This is a genomic window from Paraburkholderia sabiae (genome assembly GCF_030412785.1).
Lineage (GTDB): Bacteria > Pseudomonadota > Gammaproteobacteria > Burkholderiales > Burkholderiaceae > Paraburkholderia > Paraburkholderia sabiae.
In genome coordinates this window covers 5,957,053-5,976,041 of sequence record NZ_CP125295.1, presented here as the reverse complement: position 1 = coordinate 5,976,041, position 18,989 = coordinate 5,957,053, and the positions used below count along the sequence as shown (strand labels likewise).

Sequence of the window (18,989 nt, the reverse complement as noted above, 5' to 3'; positions counted from 1 at the left end):
ATGAAAGTGGCCGCGTTCATAGAACGGCGACCACTTTTGTGCGATCTCGCCAGGCGTCAGCGACGTTGTCCGAACATCATCTGGCGGGCCAATGCTGTCTTCAGCGGCGGCACGAATTCGAGCGCGGTGAGCGCGAGGCCGCGCAGCGTCGCAATCGGCGGAAAGTCGATCGTGAAGAGGCGGGCGAGCGTATCGGTGGCGCCGATCGTCATGCGGCGATCCAGCGCGCGGCGTTGCGCGAAGGCGAGCAGCGCGGTGCGCGTCGCGCCGTATTGCGAGAGCGCGTCGGCGAGCGCGTGGGCATCGCGCAGGCCGAGGTTCAGACCTTGGCCCGCGACGGGATGCAGCGTCTGCGCCGCATTGCCGATCGCGACGACGTTGCCTTTGACGAGCGTATCGACGGTATTCAGGCCGAGCGGGAACGCGGCGCGGCCCTTGATCTGCACGAAGCGGCCCATCCGGTCGCCGAATTCCGCGCCCAGTTCGCGCAGAAAGTCTTCGTCCGACAATTGCGCACGGCGTGCCGCTTCCTCCGGCGCGCAGCACCAGACGAGCGCGTAGTCCGCGCCGCGCACGCCGCCCGTCGGCAGCAGGGCGATCGGACCTTGCCGCGTGAAGCGCTCCCACGCCACATGCGGTTGCGGCGACGAAAGCGTCACCGTGCCGACGAGCGCCGTTTGCCCGTAATCGCGCGTTTCGCCGGAACCTGCCTGCTGCTCGCCGAACAGACCGCCTTCCGCGTTCACCAGAATGCGCGTGCGCAACGTGCGCGTGACGTGCGCGCTTTCGATCGGCAGCAGCACGCCGTCGTCTTCGAGTTGCTGCGGCGCCTGTGCTTTCGTCGATTTGAACCAGTGCACGGGCGTCGCGCGCACCGACTCGGCGAGTGCGTGAACGATCGAGCCGTAACGCAGCACGTAGCCGAGCGCGGGCAAGCCGTGTTCCGCGTGATCGATCAGCGTGCGTCCGAAATGGCCACGCTGCGAAACGTGAATGCGCTGGATCGCGGTCGCGTCCGACGGCCAGCTCAATGGTTCGAGAATCATCCGGCTGCCATGCGACACGGCGATTGCGCGCGGATCGGCAATCGAATCTTCGGGCTCGCGCGCGTCGATCAGCGCGACGCTCAGCTTCTGCGTCGCGCTGCGGCGCGCCAGCCAGCCCGCGAGCGCGAGACCGACAGGTCCTGCGCCGACGATCGTCACGTCGTAGTCGTAGGGCAGGTTGTTCGAAGGCACACTCGCCGCTTGCTGGACTTCGCTCATCTTCTTCTCTGTTCCCTGGGCGCTCAGGCTGCGCCCGTCGTCTGCGCTTCGTGCATCAGCGCTTCGATTTCGTCGGCGTCGACGGGCACGTCGCGCGTGATCAGCTCGCAGCCCGTGGCCGTCACGATCGCGTCGTCCTCGATGCGAATGCCGATGTTCCAGTACTTCTCGGGCACGTCGTCCGCCGCGCGGATGTAGAGGCCCGGCTCGATCGTCAGCGTCATGCCCGGTTTGAGCGTGCGCCACGGCAGCGCGCCGTTTTCATCGGCGGGCACGCCGCGCTCGCGATAGTCGCCTGCATCGTGCACGTCCATGCCGATCCAGTGTCCCGTCCGATGCATGTAGAAACGCGCGTAGGCGCGCTCTTGGATCACTTCATCGACGCTTGCGAACAGATCGCGATTCAGGATGCCCGTGTCGAGCAGCCCTTGTGCAAGCACGCGTACGGCGGCCTGATGCGGCGCGTCGAAACTGACGCCCGCCTTCGTCGCGTCGACGGCGGCTTGCTGCGCGGCCAGAACGATATCGTAGATCTCGCGCTGCGCGGGCGTGAAGCGGCCGCTCGCTGGAAACGTGCGCGTAATGTCGGACGCGTAGCCATCCAGTTCGCACGCCGCATCGATCAGGATCAGGTCGCCGTCCTGTGCGACGGCATTGCCCGCCGGATAGTGCAGCACGCATGCATTCGCGCCCGCAGCCACGATCGAACCATAAGCGGGCGCCTGCGCGCCGTGCTTGCGGAACGTGTACAGCAGTTCGGCTTCGAGTTCGTATTCGCGCACGCCCGGATGGCACGCGGCCATCGCGCGACGGTGCGCCTGCGCGGAGATCGCGGCGGCGCGGCGCATGATCGACAGTTCGTGGTCGTCTTTCACGAGCCGCATCTCATCGAGCAAGGGCATCAGATCATGCACGGCCGACGGCGCCAGCACGCCGCTTCTGCCCTGCACGCGTACTGCGTCGAGCCATTGACGCACCTTGCCGTCGAACTGTTCCGACGCGCCGAGCGCATAGTGCAGCGCCGGCTTGTCGGCGATGATGCGCGGCAGTTGAGCGTCGATTTCGTCGAACGCAAAAGCGGCGTCGAAACCGAATGCTTCGCGTGCGCCTTCCGGGCCGAAGCGGAAGCCTTCCCACGTTTCGCGCTCCGCGTTCTTCGCGCGGCAGAAGAGGATCGACGAAGCCTCGTTCGACTTCGCGCTTGCATCGAGCACGAGCGTCGCTTCCGGTTCGGTGAAGCCGGTCAGATAGTAGAAGTAGCTGTCGTGCCGGTACGGATAGTCGGCGTCGCGGTTGCGCAGTGCCTCGGGCGCAGTCGGAACGATTGCAACGCCGCCGCCCGCCGCGCGCAGCGCCTCGAGCACGCGCGCGCGGCGCTGGCGGTAGATGTCGATAGCCGGAGTCAGATCGGTCATGAGTTCGGTCGGCGGTTCATCGTGCGAAGTGGACGGCGGCGCGGCTGGCTACGTCGTTTGCCGCGATGCAGGGTGCGATTCAATGATGCGATTGTATCGCCCAACGGAAATTGGTTCCGGCTCGCCCGTTCGCGTCCGTTTGCCGTCCGCGCTGTGAGAATGCTGGCCATCTGGCCAGGTAGACCGTCGCGCCGGCAGCCGGCATTGTTGCAATCTGTCGACAGCCATACCCGTTCCGGCGGCGAAGCGCGGCGGGCGTTGCATGGAAAAGCCTCCAACGCCCGCCAACGCACGTATGCTTTCGGCCAATTTCAATAGAGGCAGGATGGAATGAAACTCATCGGTTCGCTGTCGAGCCCGTTTGTCCGCAAGGCGCGGATCGTGCTCGCCGAGAAGAAAATCGACTATAAGTTCGAACTCGAAAACGTCTGGGCCGACGATACGGCCATCCACAACTTCAATCCGGTCGGCAAGGTGCCGTGTCTCGTGATGGAAGACGGCGCGGCCGTGTTCGATTCACGCGTGATCTGCGAATACGTCGACACGCTGTCGCCCGTGTGCAAGCTCGTGCCGCAGTCGGGCCGCGAGCGCGTCGAAGTGCGCTGCTGGGAAGCGCTCGCCGACGGCATCATGGACGCCGCCGTGCTGATCCGTCTGGAAGGCGTGCTGCGCGAGGAAGAACATCGCAGCGCATCGTGGGTCGCGCGTCAGCAGCACAAGATCGACGACGGCCTGAAAGCAATGGCGCAAGGCCTCGGTACGAAGGCCTGGTGCGCGGGCAACCACTACACGCTCGCCGACGTGGCCGTCGGCTGCGCGCTGAGCTATCTGGACTTCCGCATGCCGCAGCTGAACTGGCGCGAGCTTCATCCGAATCTCGACAAGTACTACCAGAAGCTGTCGCAGCGCCAGTCGTTCATCGACACCGTATTGACCTGAACGGTATCCGGCGATTCATCGCGCATCGAACGCCCGCGCGAGTGTCGCCTGAGACCGACGGAGTGTTAAGAAAGCTTACGTTTTCCTCGACATTTCCTTTCTGCATGTTACAAAAGCGCCTGTCCGTCAGGCGCTTTGCTTTTGGGCGTCTGTCCGGAAGCGACCATCGATAACATCAGTCAAAGGGACGTTCGTCATGAAAACGATCCGCGTTGCTCTCGTTGCCGCTGCGTGCGGCACGCTTGTCGCCTGTTCAGGGATGAGCCTCGATCCCAATTCGCTCGTGCAGTCCGGCTCGCAGGCCGTGCAGGCCGCGTCGCTCACCGACTCCGACGTGCGCACGCTGTCCGACAAGTCCTGCGCGCAGCTCGATTCGGAAAACCAGATCGCGCCCGCCGGCAGCGCCTACACGAAGCGCCTGAACAAGATCGCGTCGCAGCTCGGCGACAACATCAATGGCGTGCCCGTCAACTACAAGGTCTACATCACGAAGGACGTCAACGCGTGGGCGATGGCGAACGGCTGCGTGCGCGTCTATAGCGGACTGATGGACATGATGACGGACGACGAAGTGCGCGGCGTCGTCGGCCACGAAATGGGCCACGTCGCGCTCGGTCACACGAAGAAGGCGATGCAGGTCGCGTATGCGACATCGGCGGTTCGCTCGGTGGCATCGTCGGCGGGCGGCGTCACGGGCGCGCTCTCGGCGTCGCAGATCGGCGACTTTTCCGAGAAGCTGATCAACGCGCAGTTCTCGCAAACACAGGAATCGGCCGCCGACGATTATTCGTTCGATATCCAGAAGAAGAAAGGCCAGGACCCGTCCGGACTCGTGACCGCGTTCCAGAAACTCGCGAAGCTCGACGGCGGCAAGTCGAGCATGCTGAGTTCGCATCCGGCGTCGGCGGCGCGAGCGCAGCATATCCAGCAGCGCATCGCGTCGAACAAGTAACGCGGCTTCGGACAAAACCGCGGCCAAAACAAAACGCGCGTTGGATGTCAGTCCAACGCGCGTTTTTTATTTCACTTCAGAACGAACGCTGCGTCATGCAACGGCCGGTTCTTCGAGGTTCGGCGCGAACGAATCGCTGCGCGCCACCGGCCACCATTTTTCATAGAGCGTGTAGCGGTAGCGGCCCGTCAGCAGATCGCCGGGTTCGAGATACTTCAGCAGATCGGACATCAGCCGCACTTCATACGACGACACGCGCCGCACGATGTGATGCGCGCGCAGATCGGCGGGATGGCGCAGGCCCGCGGCCTGGACGATTTCCTGCAGCGCGTGCAGCGTGTTGTGGTGGAAGTTGAACACGCGGTCCGACTTGTCGGTGACGATCAGCGCGCGTTGACGCACCGGGTCCTGCGTCGCGACGCCTGTCGGGCAGCGGCCCGTGTGGCACGTCTGCGCCTGAATGCAGCCGACGGCGAACATGAAGCCGCGCGCCGCGTTCACCCAGTCCGCGCCGATGGCGAGCGTCTTGGCGATATCGAACGCGGTGATCATCTTGCCGCTTGCGCCGATGCGAATCTTGTCGCGCAGTCCGATGCCGACCAGCGTGTTGTGCACGAGCAGCAGTCCTTCCTGCAGCGGCACGCCGATGTGATCGGTGAATTCGAGCGGCGCCGCGCCCGTGCCGCCTTCCGCGCCGTCGACGACGATGAAGTCGGGCAGGATGCCCGTTTCCAGCATGGCCTTGGCGATGCCGAAGAATTCCCACGGATGACCGATGCACAGCTTGAAGCCCGTCGGCTTGCCGCCCGACAGATTGCGCAGCCGCTCGACGAATTCGAGCAGTTCGCGCGGCGTCGAGAATTCGGAGTGCGTCGCGGGCGAAATGCAGTCGCGGCCCATCGGCACGCCGCGCGTTTCGGCGATTTCCGGCGTGATCTTCGCGGCGGGCAGCACGCCGCCGTGTCCGGGCTTCGCGCCTTGCGACAGCTTCACTTCGATCATCTTCACTTGCGGCTCGCCGGCCTGCTTCGCGAACTTGTCGGCGTTGAACGTGCCGTCGTCGTTGCGGCAACCGAAGTAGCCCGACGCTATTTCCCAGATGATGTCGCCACCGTGCTCGCGGTGATATTTCGACATCGAGCCTTCGCCCGTGTCGTGCGCGAAGTTGCCTTTCTTCGCGCCGAGGTTCAGCGCGCGGATCGCGTTCGCCGACAGCGAGCCGAAGCTCATCGCCGAGATGTTGAAGATCGACATCGAATACGGTTTGGCGCGGTTCGCGCCGACGACGATGCGGAAGTCGTGGCCATCGAGTTTCGTCGGCACGAGCGAATGGCTGATGAACTCGTGGCCCGTCGCCTTCACGTCCATTTCGGTGCCGTACGGACGGCTGTCGACTTCGTTCTTCGCGCGCTGATAGACGATGCTGCGCTGTGCGCGCGAGAACGGCTTTTCTTCCGTGTCGTCTTCAACGAAATATTGGCGGATCTCAGGCCGGATGAACTCGAACAGGAAGCGCAGATGGCCCCAGAGCGGATAGTTGCGCAGGATCGCGTGGCGCTCCTGCGTCAGATCGTAGGCGCCGAGCGCGACCAGCAACACGGGCACGATGATCCACAGCCATGCGATGTGACCGGTTGCCGCGAGCGCGGCGCAGGCCGCGAGCAGCAGGATGGCACACCACATCGCCAGATAACGTCGAGAAAACATGACAACTCCATTCCAGTGAATTCACGGGTTGTCCGCACGGCGGCGCTTTACATCGACATTACGGTTGCGCTCTATGGCGCAGGGTCGTGTGGAACGGCGGCGGGGACAACCGTCGCCGCGAACGATACATCGAACCGGAAAGAATTGCAGCGTTCCTCGCACGGCGGGCCGTGGAGCAACGCGGAAGATGCGCTCAGTACGAGGTCACCGCGCCGTCAGCAGCGCCGCCTTCTGCGGCTGACGCGTCACCGGCTGGGCCGTCGCCGCGTGCTCGATGATCCCGCCGCCGAGGCAAACGTCGCCATCGTAGAGCACGGCCGATTGCCCCGGTGTGACAGCCCATTGGGCGTCGGCGAAATGAAGTGAGAAGAGGGTGTTCGGATCTGCGTCGGCGTTTGCCGCGCCGAACGTGCACGCCGCATCGGCCTGCCGATACCGCGTCTTGGCCGCGCACGCATGACCCACTTCGGGCGCGTGTCCGGCGACCCAGCTCGTGTTGCCCGCCGTCAGCGTATGGCTCAGCAGCCACGGATGGTCATGGCCCTGCGCGACATACAGCGTGTTCGACTCGATGTCCTTGCCCGCGACGAACCACGGCTCGCCGCTGCCGTCCTTGCTGCCGCCGAGTCCGATGCCCTTGCGCTGTCCGAACGTATAGAACGCGAGGCCGATGTGTTCGCCGACGCGCTTGCCGTCGGTGGTTTTCATCGGGCCGGGCTTGGTGGGGAGATAGCGGTTCAGGAAGTCGCGGAACGGCCGCTCGCCGATGAAGCAGATGCCCGTCGAATCCTTCTTCTTCGCGTTCGGCAGGCCGATCTGTTCGGCGATCTCGCGCACCTTCGTCTTCGGGATTTCGCCGAGCGGGAACAGCGTCTTCGACAACTGCGCCTGATTCAGCCGATGCAGGAAGTACGACTGATCTTTCGTGTGATCGAGCGCCTTGAGCAGTTCGAAGCGGCCTTCGACTTCGCGCACGCGCGCGTAGTGGCCCGTCGCGATGGTTTCCGCGCCGAGCGACATCGCGTGATCGAGGAAGGCCTTGAACTTGATTTCGGCGTTGCACAGCACGTCCGGGTTCGGCGTGCGGCCGGCCGAATATTCGCGCAGGAATTCGGCGAACACGCGGTCCTTGTATTCCGCCGCGAAGTTGACGGCTTCGACGTCGATGCCGATCAGGTCCGCGACGGACACGACGTCGATCCAGTCCTGACGCGTCGAACAGTATTCGCTGTCGTCGTCGTCTTCCCAGTTCTTCATGAACAGGCCGACGACGTCGTAACCCTGTTCCTTCAGCAGCCACGCCGTGACGGACGAATCGACGCCGCCCGACATGCCTACCACCACTCGTTTTTTGCTCATCTGAATCTGCCTGACTGCTTGCTCTGTGCTTCGTGCGGAAGCACGCGTTCTATCGGGAGGGCCCGACCGAATGCGTGTGCACGAAGTCGAGCGGGAAACGCCGGCCTGCGAGGTAGTCGTCGACACATTGCATCACGAGCGGCGTGCGATGCCGCTCGGGGCAGGCGCGCAAATCGTCGGCGCTCATCCAGACGGTACGGACGATGTCGGGATCGAGCGCGCGGCCTTCGGCGGGTTCGCCGTCCGTCGTGCCGCAATACGTGAAGCGCAGATACGTGACGCCATCCTGTGGACCGTCAACGGTCGTCGGCCGGCTGAAATGCGTCATGTACACGCCGACCAGCGCCTCGGGCGCGAACTTCTGCGCCGTCTCTTCGAGCGTCTCGCGGACGACGGCTTGCGCCAGTGTTTCGCCCGCTTCGAGATGCCCGGCGGGCTGGTTCAGCCGCAGCCCGGCGGCCGTGTGTTCTTCGACCAGCAGGAAGCGCCCGTCGCGTTCGACGACAGCCGCCACCGTGACATGCGGAGCCCAGGTTTCCGGTTTCATGGGACGGCATTTTACCGTTTATGGCCCGCGCTTGCCGACGCCCGACAAGTGAGGAAGGGCCGCGGCCTAGCACAGAACGGTGAAAAAGGCACGGAAAGACATAAGGATCGTGTTCCTGAATACCGGGATCGTTACCAATTTCGATCCGCCCCTGGACTTCGGTTAAAGTGGATCTCGTGGCTGAGCCCCAGCCGTGCGTAGCCGTTGCACTTGCCTTTTTTGCATTGCCGGCGTTGCCCCTCGTCGGCGATTCCAGATTTTCATAACAGGATGGTCGAGGAGGATTCACGATGCACATCGGAGTGCCAGCCGAGACGCGGCCGTACGAAACACGCGTCGCCGCGACGCCCGAGACGGTCAAGAAGTACGTGTCGCAGGGCCACAGGGTTAGCGTACAGCGCGGCGCAGGAACGGCCGCAAGTTATCTGGACGACGCGTACGCAGCAGCGGGCGCCGAACTCGTCGATGCGCCTGGCGCATTCGGCGCAGAACTCGTTCTCAAGGTTCAAAGCCCGACCGATTCAGAACTGCCGCTTCTTAAACGCAGCGCAGTGCTGGTCGGCATGCTTGAGCCGTTTAATACTGAAAACGCATCGAAGCTAGCAACTGCGGGCATTACTGCGTTCGCGCTCGAAGCCGCGCCGCGTACGACACGCGCGCAAAGCCTCGACGTACTGTCGTCTCAAGCCAACATTGCGGGCTACAAAGCGGTGCTGCTTGCCGCCGATCTGTATCCGCGCTTCATGCCGATGCTGATGACGGCGGCGGGCACGGTGAAAGCCGCGCGCGTGCTGATTCTCGGCGCAGGCGTCGCGGGCTTGCAGGCGATTGCGACCGCGAAGCGCCTCGGCGCCGTGATCGAAGCGTCCGACGTGCGGCCTGCCGTGAAAGAGCAGATCGAATCGCTCGGTGCGAAGTTTCTCGATGTGCCTTACGAAACCGATGAGGAGCGCGAAGCAGCGCAAGGCGTCGGCGGCTATGCGCGGCCGATGCCGCCTTCTTGGCTCGCGCGCCAGTCGGTGCTCGTCCACGAGCGTGCGAAGCAGGCCGACATCGTCATTTCGACGGCGCTGATTCCGGGCCGTGCGGCACCGACGCTGCTGTCCGTCGAAGCCGTGCAGGCGATGAAGCCGGGTTCCGTGCTGATCGACCTCGCGGCCGGACGCGGCGCCGAGTACGAAGGCCAGCGCGGCGGTAACTGTCCGCTGACGGAAGCGGACAAGGTCGTCGTCAAGCATGGCGTGACTATCGCGGGCTATACGAATCTCGCGTCGATGGTCGCTTCGGATGCTTCGGCGCTGTACGCGCGCAATCTGCTCGACTTCATGAAGCTGATCGTCACGAAGGAAGGCACGCTCAATATCGATCTCGCGGACGACATCGTCGCGGCCACGCTGCTGGCACGCGATGGCGAAGTCACGCGCAAGGCATAAGAGACAAAGGAGACGGGTGATGGAAGTCATCAACCATACCGTGATCAATCTGATCATTTTCGTGCTGGCGATCTACGTCGGCTACCACGTTGTCTGGAATGTGACGCCCGCATTGCACACGCCGCTGATGGCCGTGACGAATGCGATTTCGGCGATCGTGATCGTCGGCGCGATGCTCGCTGCTGGCCTCACCGTCGGCGGCACGGGCAAGTTCTTCGGCACGGTTGCGGTCGCGCTCGCGGCGGTGAACGTGTTCGGCGGATTCCTCGTAACGAGGCGAATGCTGGAGATGTTCAAGAAGAAAGAGCCGAAGAAGATTGCTGGCCCGAAGGAGGGTGCGTAAATGAGCCTGAACGTCGTTACGCTTCTCTACCTGATCGCCTCCGTCTGTTTCATTCAGGCGCTCAAGGGGCTGTCGAATCCGAAGACGGCACGAACGGGTAATCTGTTCGGCATGGTCGGCATGGCGATCGCGATTCTGACGACCGTCGCGCTGATCGCGAAGCAGGCCGCAGTGCTCGGTTCGAATCTGTCGCTCGGTTTGTCGCTGGTGTTCGTCGCGCTGATTGTCGGCGGCGGGATCGGCGCGTTCGTCGCGGCGCGCGTCGAGATGACGAAGATGCCGGAACTGGTCGCGGCGATGCACTCGCTGATCGGTATGGCGGCAGTGTGTATCGCGTATGCCGTCGTATCGGAACCGGCTGCGTTCGGGCTGGGCGCCGAAGAAGGAATCCCTGGCTTCTTGCCCTACGGCAACCGGATTGAGCTGTTCATCGGCACGTTCGTCGGCGCGATTACGTTCAGCGGTTCGGTGATCGCGTTCGGCAAGCTGTCGGGCAAGTACAAGTTCCGGCTGTTTCAGGGCGCGCCTGTCGTGTATCCGGGCCAGCATCTGATCAACCTGCTGCTTGCGCTCGCGATGATCGGCTTCGGCGTGATCTTCTTCCTCACGCAATCGTGGCTGCCGTTCATCATCATGACGCTGATCGCGTTTGCGCTGGGCGTGCTGATCATCATCCCGATCGGCGGCGCGGACATGCCCGTGGTCGTGTCGATGCTGAACTCGTACTCGGGCTGGGCGGCGGCGGGCATCGGCTTCTCGCTGAACAACGCGATGCTGATCATTGCCGGTTCGCTGGTCGGTTCGTCGGGTGCGATTCTGTCGTACATCATGTGCAAGGCGATGAACCGCTCGTTCTTCAACGTGATTCTGGGCGGCTTCGGCGGCGAAGCAGGCGCGGCTGCGGCGGCCGGTTCGGGCGAACAGAAGCCGGTGAAGTCGGGTTCGGCTGAGGATGCCTCGTTCATGCTCGGCAATGCCGAGACCGTTGTGATCGTGCCGGGTTATGGTCTGGCCGTGGCGCGCGCTCAGCACGCGTTGAAGGAACTGACCGATCTGCTGATCGAGAAGGGCGTGGACGTGAAGTATGCGATTCACCCTGTCGCGGGGCGGATGCCTGGGCATATGAACGTGCTGCTCGCCGAAGCCGAAGTGCCGTATGAGATCGTGCATGAGATGGAAGATATCAACGGTGAATTTGGCCAGGTCGATGTGGTGCTTGTGCTTGGCGCGAATGACGTTGTGAATCCTGCGGCCAAGACTGATCCGAAGTCGCCGATTGCTGGTATGCCGATTATTGAGGCCTATAAGGCTCGTACTGTGATCGTCAACAAGCGGTCTATGGCGGCTGGGTATGCCGGGCTCGATAACGATCTCTTCTATATGGACAAGACCATGATGGTGTTTGGTGATGCCAAGAAGGTCATCGAGGATATGGTTAAGGCTGTAGATTGAGGTTGGGGTTTTGGTTTTTGCGTACCCGCGGGGTGGTGGTTTTTTTGCCCCTCCGCGGGTTTTTGTTTTTCTGGCATCCGCGAATTCGTATTGGTGCTTCACGCGTTGCCCCTGTGCGGGGCGGCACCTACTTTTCTTTGCAGCGGTGTAAAGACTGGAGACGTAGCTGACAGGTGTACAGGGACATGGTTGACACTTTCGGGTAATCAAACGCCCGGATTCAACCATGCCCTGGGAAGCAAAAAACACCATGAATCTTCGCGAAGAATTCGTCAGCCTGGCCGCCACACAGGCCCTGTCATTCAGCGAGCTATGCCGGCGCTACCGGATCAGCCGCCAGACCGGCTACAAGTGGCTGGACCGTCACAAGGCCGAAGGCCCCGGCGGGCTGGCCGACCGCTCCCGACGCCCGCACCACAGCCCCCTGCGCTCACCTGAACACATCGAAGCGCGGGTGCTGGAACTGCGTCGCGAACATGGCTGGGGCGGACGCAAGATCGAACGGCGCCTGAGGGATCTGGGTGAGACAGAGGTGCCCGCGCCCGCCACGATCACCGAAATCCTGCGCCGCCACGGGCTCATCGATGAACAGGCGTCGCAGCAGCGCCAGCACTGGCAGCGCTTCGAGCACGCGCATCCGAACCTGCTGTGGCAGATGGACTTCAAGGGTGACGTCCAGACGCTGAAGGATGGGCGCTGCATGCCGCTGACGGTCATCGATGATCACTCGCGCTACAACATCGTGCTGAGCGCCTGCTCGCGCACCACCACGCAGGTCGTGCAGGCCGCGCTCGAGCGCGCGTTCCGCTGCTACGGGCTGCCCGCGCGCATCAACACCGACAATGGGGCGCCGTGGGGCTCGCCCGGCGCGCCGGGGCAACTCACCGAACTGGCGGTCTGGCTGATCCGGCTGGGCATCGAGGTGAGCTACAGCCGGCCGTATCACCCGCAGACCAACGGCAAGGACGAACGGTTTCACCGCACGCTGAAGGCCGAGGTGCTGCAGCGGCAGGCCTTCAGCACGCACGAGGACATGCAGCGGGCACTGGATCGCTGGCGGCACGTGTACAACGTCGAACGTCCGCACGAGGCACTCGGGATGGCCACGCCCATCACGCGCTACGCGTGCAGCCTGCGCGCGATGCCCGAGCGGGTGCCCGAGCCCGAATACGGCTGTGGCGATGAAGTCTTACGGGTCAATGCCAGCGGCGTGGTGCGCCTGCGCGGCCAGAAACTGAAGCTGTCGATCGCGCTCAAGGGGCTGCAGGTGGCAGCCCGCCCGTGTGAGAAGGAAGACGGAGTGATCGAGATCTGGTTCGCCCATCAGCGCGTCGCAAAACTTGACCTGAAGGCACCCAAACCCTGACCATCAGGTGTCAACGATGTCCCCGTACATGTGTCAACCATGTCTCCAGTCTGTACACAGCGGCAAAGAAAAGTAGGCAAAAGAAAGCCGCTTTTGAACCTCCGGTGCCTGCCAGGATACCGCTTCGGCACAGGTACTTTGAGCTGTCGCGCAGCGAAGTCCGCACGCTGTAGAAACCCCGCAGTCAACCGCTCACGGCGCGAAAACCCACGCACAGTCTGGAGCACATATCGCCGCAATCAGAGCGACGGCAAACACACGAAAACAAGCCGACCGAATGTGCCCCGAGTGGATGTCATCTTGCGCGCCGCGCGCGGTTGACTGCGAGCTTTCTACGGAGTGTTTGCGTCGCTGCGCGACAGCTCAAGGAACGTGTGCCGTAGCGGCATCCTGACAAACACCGGAGGTTTGAAGCGGCTTTCTTTTGCCTACTTTTCTTTGCCGCTGCAAAGAAAAGTAGGTGCCGCCCCGCAGAGGGGCAACGCATGAAGCACCGACACGACAACGCGGATGCCAGAAAAACAAAAACCCGCGTGGACTCACCGCGCCTTAACCCCGATACTTCGCATGAAATCAGCGAGCCTTCTCCCTTCAACATCAGGAAACACCTCAAGCACTTCAAGTGCGCCGATATTAGAAAGCGCGAAATGCCGGAAGTCGCACCGCAATTCACACCAGGCCCCAAGCGTAAACCGAGCTCCCCAATAAGCGAGAGCGAGCGGCCAAACCCGCCGCTCAGTCTCAGCACCATGCCTGTCGAGATAAGCAAACCTAACGACACGCCGCGCATCGATCGCCCGATGCAACGTATCGACGATCACAGACACCTCGCCATCGACATGAAACGAAGGCGCAAAAAACGCAAGACGATCGATGGCCGCACGCTTGTCGGCGGGCATCGCGGACGCGATCTTGGCCAGCGCGCCGCGCGCCCCCGCCGCCATGCTTTCGCCGCCCCATGATTCGAGCATCCGCGCGCCGGCGGCCAGCGCCATCAGCTCGTCAGCGGTGAAGGTAAGCGGCGGTAGGCTCGCGCTGCGACTCAGCCGGTAGCCGATTCCCGGCTCGCCTTCAATCGGCACGCCCGACAACTGCAAATCCTGCACATCGCGATACACCGTCCGCAACGACACATGCAGCCAGTCGGCGAGTTGCTGTGCCGTCGTCAGCCTTCGGCCGCGCAGCAGCTCGGCGATCTGGAACAGGCGGTCGGCGCGACGCGTCATCGTAGGAGTCTCCCGGAAATAGACGGGCAATCTCCCGCGATGATAGCGCCGCACGACACTCTCCCGGCGCGTCCCGCGTCACCTCATCCGTTGGTCTTCGAATGCAGACCGATGCGGTTGCCTTCCGTGTCGGTGAAAAATCCGATCCAGCCGATGTCGTTCGGCAACTGCACGGCAGGCCCTTCGACCTTGCCGCCCGCGCGCTTCACGCGTTCAAGCGTCGCATTGACGGTCGGCCGTGCGTTCAGATAAACGAGCGATCCCGTCGACGACGGCTCCAGCGTCGAACTCTTGACGATGGAACCGCCCGTCGACGGCTCGTCGTAGCTGAAGATCGCCATCGGCACGCCGAAGTCTTCGCGGCGCAGTTGCGTATCGAGCGCGGCTTCGTAGAAACGGACGGCGCGGTCGAAATCGACGGACGGGATTTCGAACCAGGCGATCGCGCGATTGAGTTCTGCTGACATGACCTTCTCCTGTAAGTGGCGTGTGCCTTGTGTTTCGCCGGATGGCGTAGGAGAAGTGTGCTGGGGTGCTACTGACAACGTTCTGTCAGTAGCGTTGAGACGACCAGAAGCGCGGGCAATAAAAAAGCGGGCATCGCGCCCGCCTCGTTTAACAATACGAAAACCGCTTACTCCTTCGACTCATCCGCCGCCGGCCTTTGCCGCACGCTGCCCGCAATCAGATCGAAGCGGAACAACCGGCATTCGAGCGCGCCGTTATACAAAGGCGTCTTGGCCGACTCGCGCAAACGCAATTGTCCCGGCAGCTTGCGATCCGAGGTCAGCACGAACGCGTGCCAGCCGGTAAAGCGCTTCTTGAGCGCATCGCCGAACGACTGGAAGAACTCGGTCATGTCCGGCGTATCGGCCGTCTCTGCGCGGCGGAACCCGCCTTCCTCGCGTCCCGTGTTGCGGATCTCGCCGCGCGGACCTCGCCCGCGCACTTCGATCCGCTCGCCATACGGCGGATTCGCGACAAGGATGCCCGCTTCGGCGACAGGCGGCGTCATATTGCGCGCGTCGATCTGCTTCAGCGGCAGCGCCGGGAAACCGGCGCGCTCGAAGTTCATGCGCGCCTTGTCGAGCATGTTGTCGGAGATGTCGCTGCCGAAGATCAGCAGATCTTTGCGGCCCGCGCGCGCCGCGCGTTTCGCGTCCTGCGCCGCGACCTTCAGCGACTGCCAAGCCGACACGTCGTACTGCTTGAAGCGCTCGAAACCGAAGCGCCGGTCGACGCCCGGCGCAATGTTCAGCGCGACCTGCGCGGCTTCCGCGAGGAACGTGCCGCTGCCGCACATCGGGTCGTACAGCGGCGTGCCCGGCGTCCAGCCCGTCAGCCGCAGAATGCCCGCCGCGAGATTCTCGCGCAGCGGCGCCGCGCCCTTGTCGAGACGCCAGCCTCGCTTGAAAAGCGGTTCGCCGGACGTGTCGAGATACAGCGTGCAGTCGGTGGCCGTCAGGAACGCGAACACGCGCACGTCGGGCGCGCCCGTGTCGATGCTCGGACGTGCGCCCGTCTTGTCGCGCAGACGGTCGCAGATCCCGTCCTTCACGCGCAACGTCGCGAATTCGAGGCTGCGCAGCGGTGACTTGATTGCGGTGACGTCGACGCGCAGCGTCTCGTTCGCCGAGAACCATTGCTCCCAGCTCTGTTCGAGCGCGAGCGCAAAAATGTCCTGCTCGTTGCGGTACGGGCGATGCGCGATCTTCAGCAGCACGCGGCTCGCGATCCGCGAATGCAGGTTGGCGGCCATGCCGGCTGCCCAGCCGCCCTTGAAGTGCACGCCGCCGGGCACCTGCGCGCCGGCGGTGAACGGCGCGCCGTTCAGATGACGCGCGGCGATCTCGGCGAGTTCGGCGGCGAGCGCGGCTTCGAGGCCGCGCGGGCAGGGGATGAAAAATTCGAAGGACATGGAGATTGCCGCAAAGGCGTTGATTAAGGCGACATTGTACGCGGTCGCCTCGTTGAGCCTTGCGGCGGAATCAGCCCTTCGTTCCTGCGCTCGATGCCGACGCCGCGCTGGGCGCCGCTGCCGGGCCCGTCGTCGAAGCAGGACAGGTCACGGCCACGCCGCGCGCCGGCGCCGCTGCCAGATTGCGCACGGCCGCCGCAATCTCCGTCGAAATCTGCTGCACCGCGCGCCGATGCCCATCGGCGATTGCGTCGTAACCGCCCGAAACGGGTTCGCTGACTGAACTGCGGCAAGTCAGCACGGCCTGCGTGCGCACCGCGCGCACGCTCCACACGGCGTCGATCTGCGCGCGCGAGCCGGGCCACGACTCGAAGCGCTGCACGTTCACGCTGACACGATAGACGGGCACGCGATCCGGATACGGCGAGCCGTACACGTCGATCGTGCCAAGCTGCTGCGTGAGCGAACTCGACAGCGCACGGCGGATTTCATCGCCCGGCAGCGACGCCCAGCGTTCCTGTTCGAGCACCTGGACCTGGGTCGGCCCCGTCTGCACGACGAACTGGTTCTTCGCGACTTGCGGCGGCACGTCGACGGGCGGCACTTCGATCAGGAACGCCGGGTTGCTCGCGGTGCGCGCGGCATCGGCCGACTGGTCGCCGGCCGAGAGCGTGTAGAAGTGGCTCGGCGGCGACGCACATGCGGCCAGCGCGGCCAGCAATACAACAGAAAGCGCGCCGCGCATCGTTCGAGGGACGCGTGCAAACGTCATGGCTTGTCTCCTGATTTACCGCGCAGCAGCGATTCGGGGTGGCGTTCGAGATAGTCCGACAGCGCGTTCAGCGATTGCAGCGTGCGCGTCAATTCTTGCAGCGCCTGGTGCACGTCGGATTGCAGCGGCGAGTCCTGCTGCAGCGTCGCTTCCGCCGAGCCGAAGGTCTGCTTCGCCGCCGCCAGCGTGTCGCGCGCCTGAGGCAGCACTTCCTTGTCGAGCTGCGAGAACAGATGGTCGGCGTTCTTCAGCGCAGTGTTCAGGTTGTTGCCGATCTGATCGAACGGCACCTGATCGAGCTTCTTCGCGATATCGGCGATCTGCAGCTGCAGTTCGTCGAGCGAGTTCGGAATGGTCGGCAGCTCGATCGGATCGCGCGAGATGTCGACGGTCGCTTTCGGCGCTTTCGGGAACAGATCGATCGCAACGTACAGCTGGCCCGTCAGAAGATTGCCCGTGCGCAACTGGCCGCGCAGGCCGTGATTGACGAGCGCGAGCAGCATCCGGTGGCTTTCGTCCGTACCCGACTCCGGCACCGGCTGACCGCGCGAGCGGCGGCGCAGGCGGTCGGGGTAGAGATCCATCGTGACGGGCATGTTGAAGTTCTTCGTCTGCGGATCGAACTCGACGCCGATGTTGGTCACCTGACCGAGCACGATGCCGCGGAAATCGACGGGCGCGCCGACCGACAGTCCGCGCAGCGACTGGTTGAAGTTCATCACGACGCGCACGGGCTCGCCGTCAGGCTCGCGCATCGCGTCGGCTTCGTCGGAACCGAGGCGGAACGTCATATTGTTCGGCGCCTGCACGCCGACGGCCTGTCCGGGCGGCGACTGGAACGCCAGCCCGCCGACGATCACCGTCGCGAGCGACTGCGTGTTCAGCTTGAAGCCGCTCGAATCGAGCCGCACGTCGACGCCGCTTGCATGCCACCAGCGCGAGTTCGTGCCGACGTACTGGTCGAACGGCGCGCTGACGAACACCTGCAGCGTGACGCCCGTGCCGTCCTTGTCGAGCGAGAAGCCCGTCACCTGGCCGACCTGCACGCGCCGGTAGAACACGGGCGAGCCGATATCGATCGAACCGAGCGATTCGCCGCGCAGAGTGAACTGGCGGCCTTTCTGGTCGACGGTGACAGCGGGCGGCGATTCGAGGCCGACGAACTGCGTCTGCGTTTCCGTCGAGCGTCCGCCGTCGACGCCGATGTACGCACCCGACAGCAACGTGCCGAGTCCCGACACGCCGCTCGCGCCGATACGCGGACGCACGACCCAGAAGCGGCTGTCCTTCACCGCGAAGTCTTCGGCTTCCTTCGTCAGCTGCACTTCGACGTTCACGCGCGAGTGATTCTTCGCGAGCTTGATCGACTTCACGAAGCCGATGTCGACGTCCTTGTACTTGACCTTGGTCTTGCCCGGCTCCAGGCCCTCCGCGCTGACGAAGGTGATGTTGATGGTCGGCCCTTTCTCGAGCACCGACTTCACGACGAGACCGACGCCGATCAGCGCCGCGATCAGCGGAATCACCCAGACGAGCGAAGGCAGCCAGCCCCGTTTCGTGACGATCTCGGGCTCGGGCGGCTCATTGTTCGGCGCACCGGAAGGCGGCGTCGGCTCTTTGGGGCTATTCATGTTTCGGGTCCTGAGGTTTGGCGGCCTGTCCAGCGGCGCCGCCATGGTCGTTGTCCGCGTCGTCCCAGATCAGGCGCGGATCGAATTGCATCGAGGCGATCATCGTGAGAATCACGACGGAGCCGAACGCGAGCGCGCCCGGTCCGGCAGTAATAACAGCGAGCGACTTGAAGCGCACCAGCGCGACCGTCAGCGTGATGACGAAGATGTCGAGCATCGACCAGCGTCCGATGCGCTCGACGATCCGGTACAGCTTCGTGCGTTCGAGCGGCCGCCACGTCGAGCGGCGCTGCGCCGTGATGGTCAGCAGCGCGAGCACGGACAGCTTGAGCATCGGCACAAGAATACTGGCGATGAACACGATCATCGCGAGCGGCCAGTCGCCCGAGGTCCAGAAGTAGACGACGCCACTCATGATCGTGTCGTCCTCCGCGCCGAGCAGCGACGACGTGTGCATCACGGGCAGCAGGTTCGCGGGAATGTAGAGCACGGCAGCGGCGATCAGCAGCGCCCAGGTGCGCATCAGGCTGTCGGGATTGCGCCGGTGCATGATCGCGCCGCAGCGCGTGCAGATTTGCGGATCTTTCGCGCGCACGCGCGGCTGCACGCGCGAACACGCGTGACAGGCGATCAGACCGGCGCGCGAGGCCGTGATGTATTTCAT

At 63.8% G+C, this 18,989-nt stretch carries 17 protein-coding genes; 6 read left to right on the top strand and 11 right to left on the bottom strand.

What is annotated here, in order from left to right:
• Window positions 1–56 precede the first annotated feature (56 nt).
• Together QEN71_RS26765 and QEN71_RS26760 are read right to left on the bottom strand one after the other, a co-directional pair.
• Window positions 57–1,265, bottom strand: coding sequence for a UbiH/UbiF/VisC/COQ6 family ubiquinone biosynthesis hydroxylase (locus QEN71_RS26765; RefSeq protein ID WP_201655686.1), 1,209 nt, complete (start codon window positions 1,263–1,265; stop codon window positions 57–59).
• A gap of 23 nt (window positions 1,266–1,288) precedes the next feature.
• A complete protein-coding gene (locus QEN71_RS26760) occupies window positions 1,289–2,680 on the bottom strand; it encodes an aminopeptidase P N-terminal domain-containing protein (RefSeq protein ID WP_201655683.1) in 1,392 nt (463 codons plus the stop codon).
• Between the two features lie 330 nt (window positions 2,681–3,010).
• Between QEN71_RS26760 and QEN71_RS26755 the strand changes: the two genes are divergently transcribed.
• Window positions 3,011–3,619, top strand: coding sequence for a glutathione S-transferase N-terminal domain-containing protein (locus QEN71_RS26755; RefSeq protein WP_201655680.1), 609 nt, complete (start codon window positions 3,011–3,013; stop codon window positions 3,617–3,619).
• 196 nt (window positions 3,620–3,815) lie between these two features.
• Complete coding sequence (gene loiP, locus QEN71_RS26750) at window positions 3,816–4,571, top strand: metalloprotease LoiP (RefSeq protein WP_201655677.1); 756 nt, start codon at window positions 3,816–3,818, stop codon at window positions 4,569–4,571.
• A gap of 93 nt (window positions 4,572–4,664) precedes the next feature.
• Here loiP and QEN71_RS26745 read toward each other — a convergent pair whose 3' ends face one another.
• The 3 genes from QEN71_RS26745 to QEN71_RS26735 all read right to left on the bottom strand — a co-directional run bounded on the left by QEN71_RS26745 (window position 4,665) and on the right by QEN71_RS26735 (window position 8,184).
• Window positions 4,665–6,278 (bottom strand): FMN-binding glutamate synthase family protein, encoded by a 1,614-nt coding sequence (locus QEN71_RS26745; RefSeq protein WP_201655674.1) that lies wholly within the window; start codon window positions 6,276–6,278, stop codon window positions 4,665–4,667.
• Between the two features lie 204 nt (window positions 6,279–6,482).
• The gene (gene mnmA / locus QEN71_RS26740; protein WP_201655671.1) at window positions 6,483–7,637 is read right to left on the bottom strand and encodes a tRNA 2-thiouridine(34) synthase MnmA; all 1,155 of its coding nucleotides are present in this window, start codon (window positions 7,635–7,637) and stop codon (window positions 6,483–6,485) included.
• A 49-nt stretch (window positions 7,638–7,686) separates the two neighbouring features.
• Window positions 7,687–8,184, bottom strand: coding sequence for an NUDIX hydrolase (locus tag QEN71_RS26735; RefSeq protein ID WP_201655668.1), 498 nt, complete (start codon window positions 8,182–8,184; stop codon window positions 7,687–7,689).
• Between the two features lie 290 nt (window positions 8,185–8,474).
• On the opposite strand from QEN71_RS26735, the gene QEN71_RS26730 reads away from it, so the two are divergent.
• The 4 genes from QEN71_RS26730 to QEN71_RS26715 all read left to right on the top strand — a co-directional run bounded on the left by QEN71_RS26730 (window position 8,475) and on the right by QEN71_RS26715 (window position 12,778).
• Entirely contained in the window at window positions 8,475–9,617 is a 1,143-nt protein-coding gene (locus QEN71_RS26730) for a Re/Si-specific NAD(P)(+) transhydrogenase subunit alpha (protein WP_201655665.1), read from the top strand.
• Between the two features lie 19 nt (window positions 9,618–9,636).
• Window positions 9,637–9,960, top strand: a complete 324-nt coding sequence (locus QEN71_RS26725) for an NAD(P) transhydrogenase subunit alpha (RefSeq protein ID WP_012401918.1) — start codon at window positions 9,637–9,639, stop codon at window positions 9,958–9,960.
• Complete coding sequence (locus QEN71_RS26720) at window positions 9,961–11,412, top strand: NAD(P)(+) transhydrogenase (Re/Si-specific) subunit beta (RefSeq protein WP_201655662.1); 1,452 nt, start codon at window positions 9,961–9,963, stop codon at window positions 11,410–11,412.
• A 226-nt stretch (window positions 11,413–11,638) separates the two neighbouring features.
• Entirely contained in the window at window positions 11,639–12,778 is a 1,140-nt protein-coding gene (locus QEN71_RS26715) for an IS481 family transposase (protein ID WP_290468225.1), read from the top strand.
• 539 nt (window positions 12,779–13,317) lie between these two features.
• On the opposite strand, the gene QEN71_RS26710 is transcribed toward QEN71_RS26715, so the two are convergent.
• From QEN71_RS26710 to QEN71_RS26685, 6 genes are all read right to left on the bottom strand, one after another.
• Window positions 13,318–14,004, bottom strand: a complete 687-nt coding sequence (locus QEN71_RS26710; RefSeq protein ID WP_223959248.1) for a helix-turn-helix transcriptional regulator — start codon at window positions 14,002–14,004, stop codon at window positions 13,318–13,320.
• An 83-nt stretch (window positions 14,005–14,087) separates the two neighbouring features.
• Entirely contained in the window at window positions 14,088–14,471 is a 384-nt protein-coding gene (locus tag QEN71_RS26705) for a VOC family protein (protein ID WP_201649033.1), read from the bottom strand.
• Between the two features lie 167 nt (window positions 14,472–14,638).
• On the bottom strand, window positions 14,639–15,922 hold the full coding sequence (locus tag QEN71_RS26700; RefSeq protein WP_201649032.1) for a THUMP domain-containing class I SAM-dependent RNA methyltransferase: 1,284 nt from the start codon (window positions 15,920–15,922) through the stop codon (window positions 14,639–14,641).
• Between the two features lie 70 nt (window positions 15,923–15,992).
• Entirely contained in the window at window positions 15,993–16,694 is a 702-nt protein-coding gene (locus tag QEN71_RS26695; RefSeq protein WP_201649031.1) for a PqiC family protein, read from the bottom strand.
• The gene (locus QEN71_RS26690; protein ID WP_201649030.1) at window positions 16,691–18,325 is read right to left on the bottom strand and encodes a PqiB family protein; all 1,635 of its coding nucleotides are present in this window, start codon (window positions 18,323–18,325) and stop codon (window positions 16,691–16,693) included. Before QEN71_RS26690 ends, QEN71_RS26695 begins: the two co-directional genes overlap by 4 nt.
• The gene (locus tag QEN71_RS26685; protein ID WP_201649029.1) at window positions 18,318–18,989 is read right to left on the bottom strand and encodes a paraquat-inducible protein A; all 672 of its coding nucleotides are present in this window, start codon (window positions 18,987–18,989) and stop codon (window positions 18,318–18,320) included. The genes QEN71_RS26690 and QEN71_RS26685 overlap by 8 nt, the downstream gene beginning before the upstream one ends.

Coding starts and splice junctions, on each gene's coding strand:
- QEN71_RS26765 (WP_201655686.1), bottom strand. CDS start 1,265: ATGAGCGAAGTCCAGCAAGCGGCGAGTGTGCCTTCGAACAACCTGCCC.
- QEN71_RS26760 (WP_201655683.1), bottom strand. CDS start 2,680: ATGACCGATCTGACTCCGGCTATCGACATCTACCGCCAGCGCCGCGCG.
- QEN71_RS26755 (WP_201655680.1), top strand. CDS start 3,011: ATGAAACTCATCGGTTCGCTGTCGAGCCCGTTTGTCCGCAAGGCGCGG.
- loiP (WP_201655677.1), top strand. CDS start 3,816: ATGAAAACGATCCGCGTTGCTCTCGTTGCCGCTGCGTGCGGCACGCTT.
- QEN71_RS26745 (WP_201655674.1), bottom strand. CDS start 6,278: ATGTTTTCTCGACGTTATCTGGCGATGTGGTGTGCCATCCTGCTGCTC.
- mnmA (WP_201655671.1), bottom strand. CDS start 7,637: ATGAGCAAAAAACGAGTGGTGGTAGGCATGTCGGGCGGCGTCGATTCG.
- QEN71_RS26735 (WP_201655668.1), bottom strand. CDS start 8,184: ATGAAACCGGAAACCTGGGCTCCGCATGTCACGGTGGCGGCTGTCGTC.
- QEN71_RS26730 (WP_201655665.1), top strand. CDS start 8,475: ATGCACATCGGAGTGCCAGCCGAGACGCGGCCGTACGAAACACGCGTC.
- QEN71_RS26725 (WP_012401918.1), top strand. CDS start 9,637: ATGGAAGTCATCAACCATACCGTGATCAATCTGATCATTTTCGTGCTG.
- QEN71_RS26720 (WP_201655662.1), top strand. CDS start 9,961: ATGAGCCTGAACGTCGTTACGCTTCTCTACCTGATCGCCTCCGTCTGT.
- QEN71_RS26715 (WP_290468225.1), top strand. CDS start 11,639: ATGCCCTGGGAAGCAAAAAACACCATGAATCTTCGCGAAGAATTCGTC.
- QEN71_RS26710 (WP_223959248.1), bottom strand. CDS start 14,004: ATGACGCGTCGCGCCGACCGCCTGTTCCAGATCGCCGAGCTGCTGCGC.
- QEN71_RS26705 (WP_201649033.1), bottom strand. CDS start 14,471: ATGTCAGCAGAACTCAATCGCGCGATCGCCTGGTTCGAAATCCCGTCC.
- QEN71_RS26700 (WP_201649032.1), bottom strand. CDS start 15,922: ATGTCCTTCGAATTTTTCATCCCCTGCCCGCGCGGCCTCGAAGCCGCG.
- QEN71_RS26695 (WP_201649031.1), bottom strand. CDS start 16,694: ATGACGTTTGCACGCGTCCCTCGAACGATGCGCGGCGCGCTTTCTGTT.
- QEN71_RS26690 (WP_201649030.1), bottom strand. CDS start 18,325: ATGAATAGCCCCAAAGAGCCGACGCCGCCTTCCGGTGCGCCGAACAAT.
- QEN71_RS26685 (WP_201649029.1), bottom strand. CDS start 18,989: ATGAAATACATCACGGCCTCGCGCGCCGGTCTGATCGCCTGTCACGCG.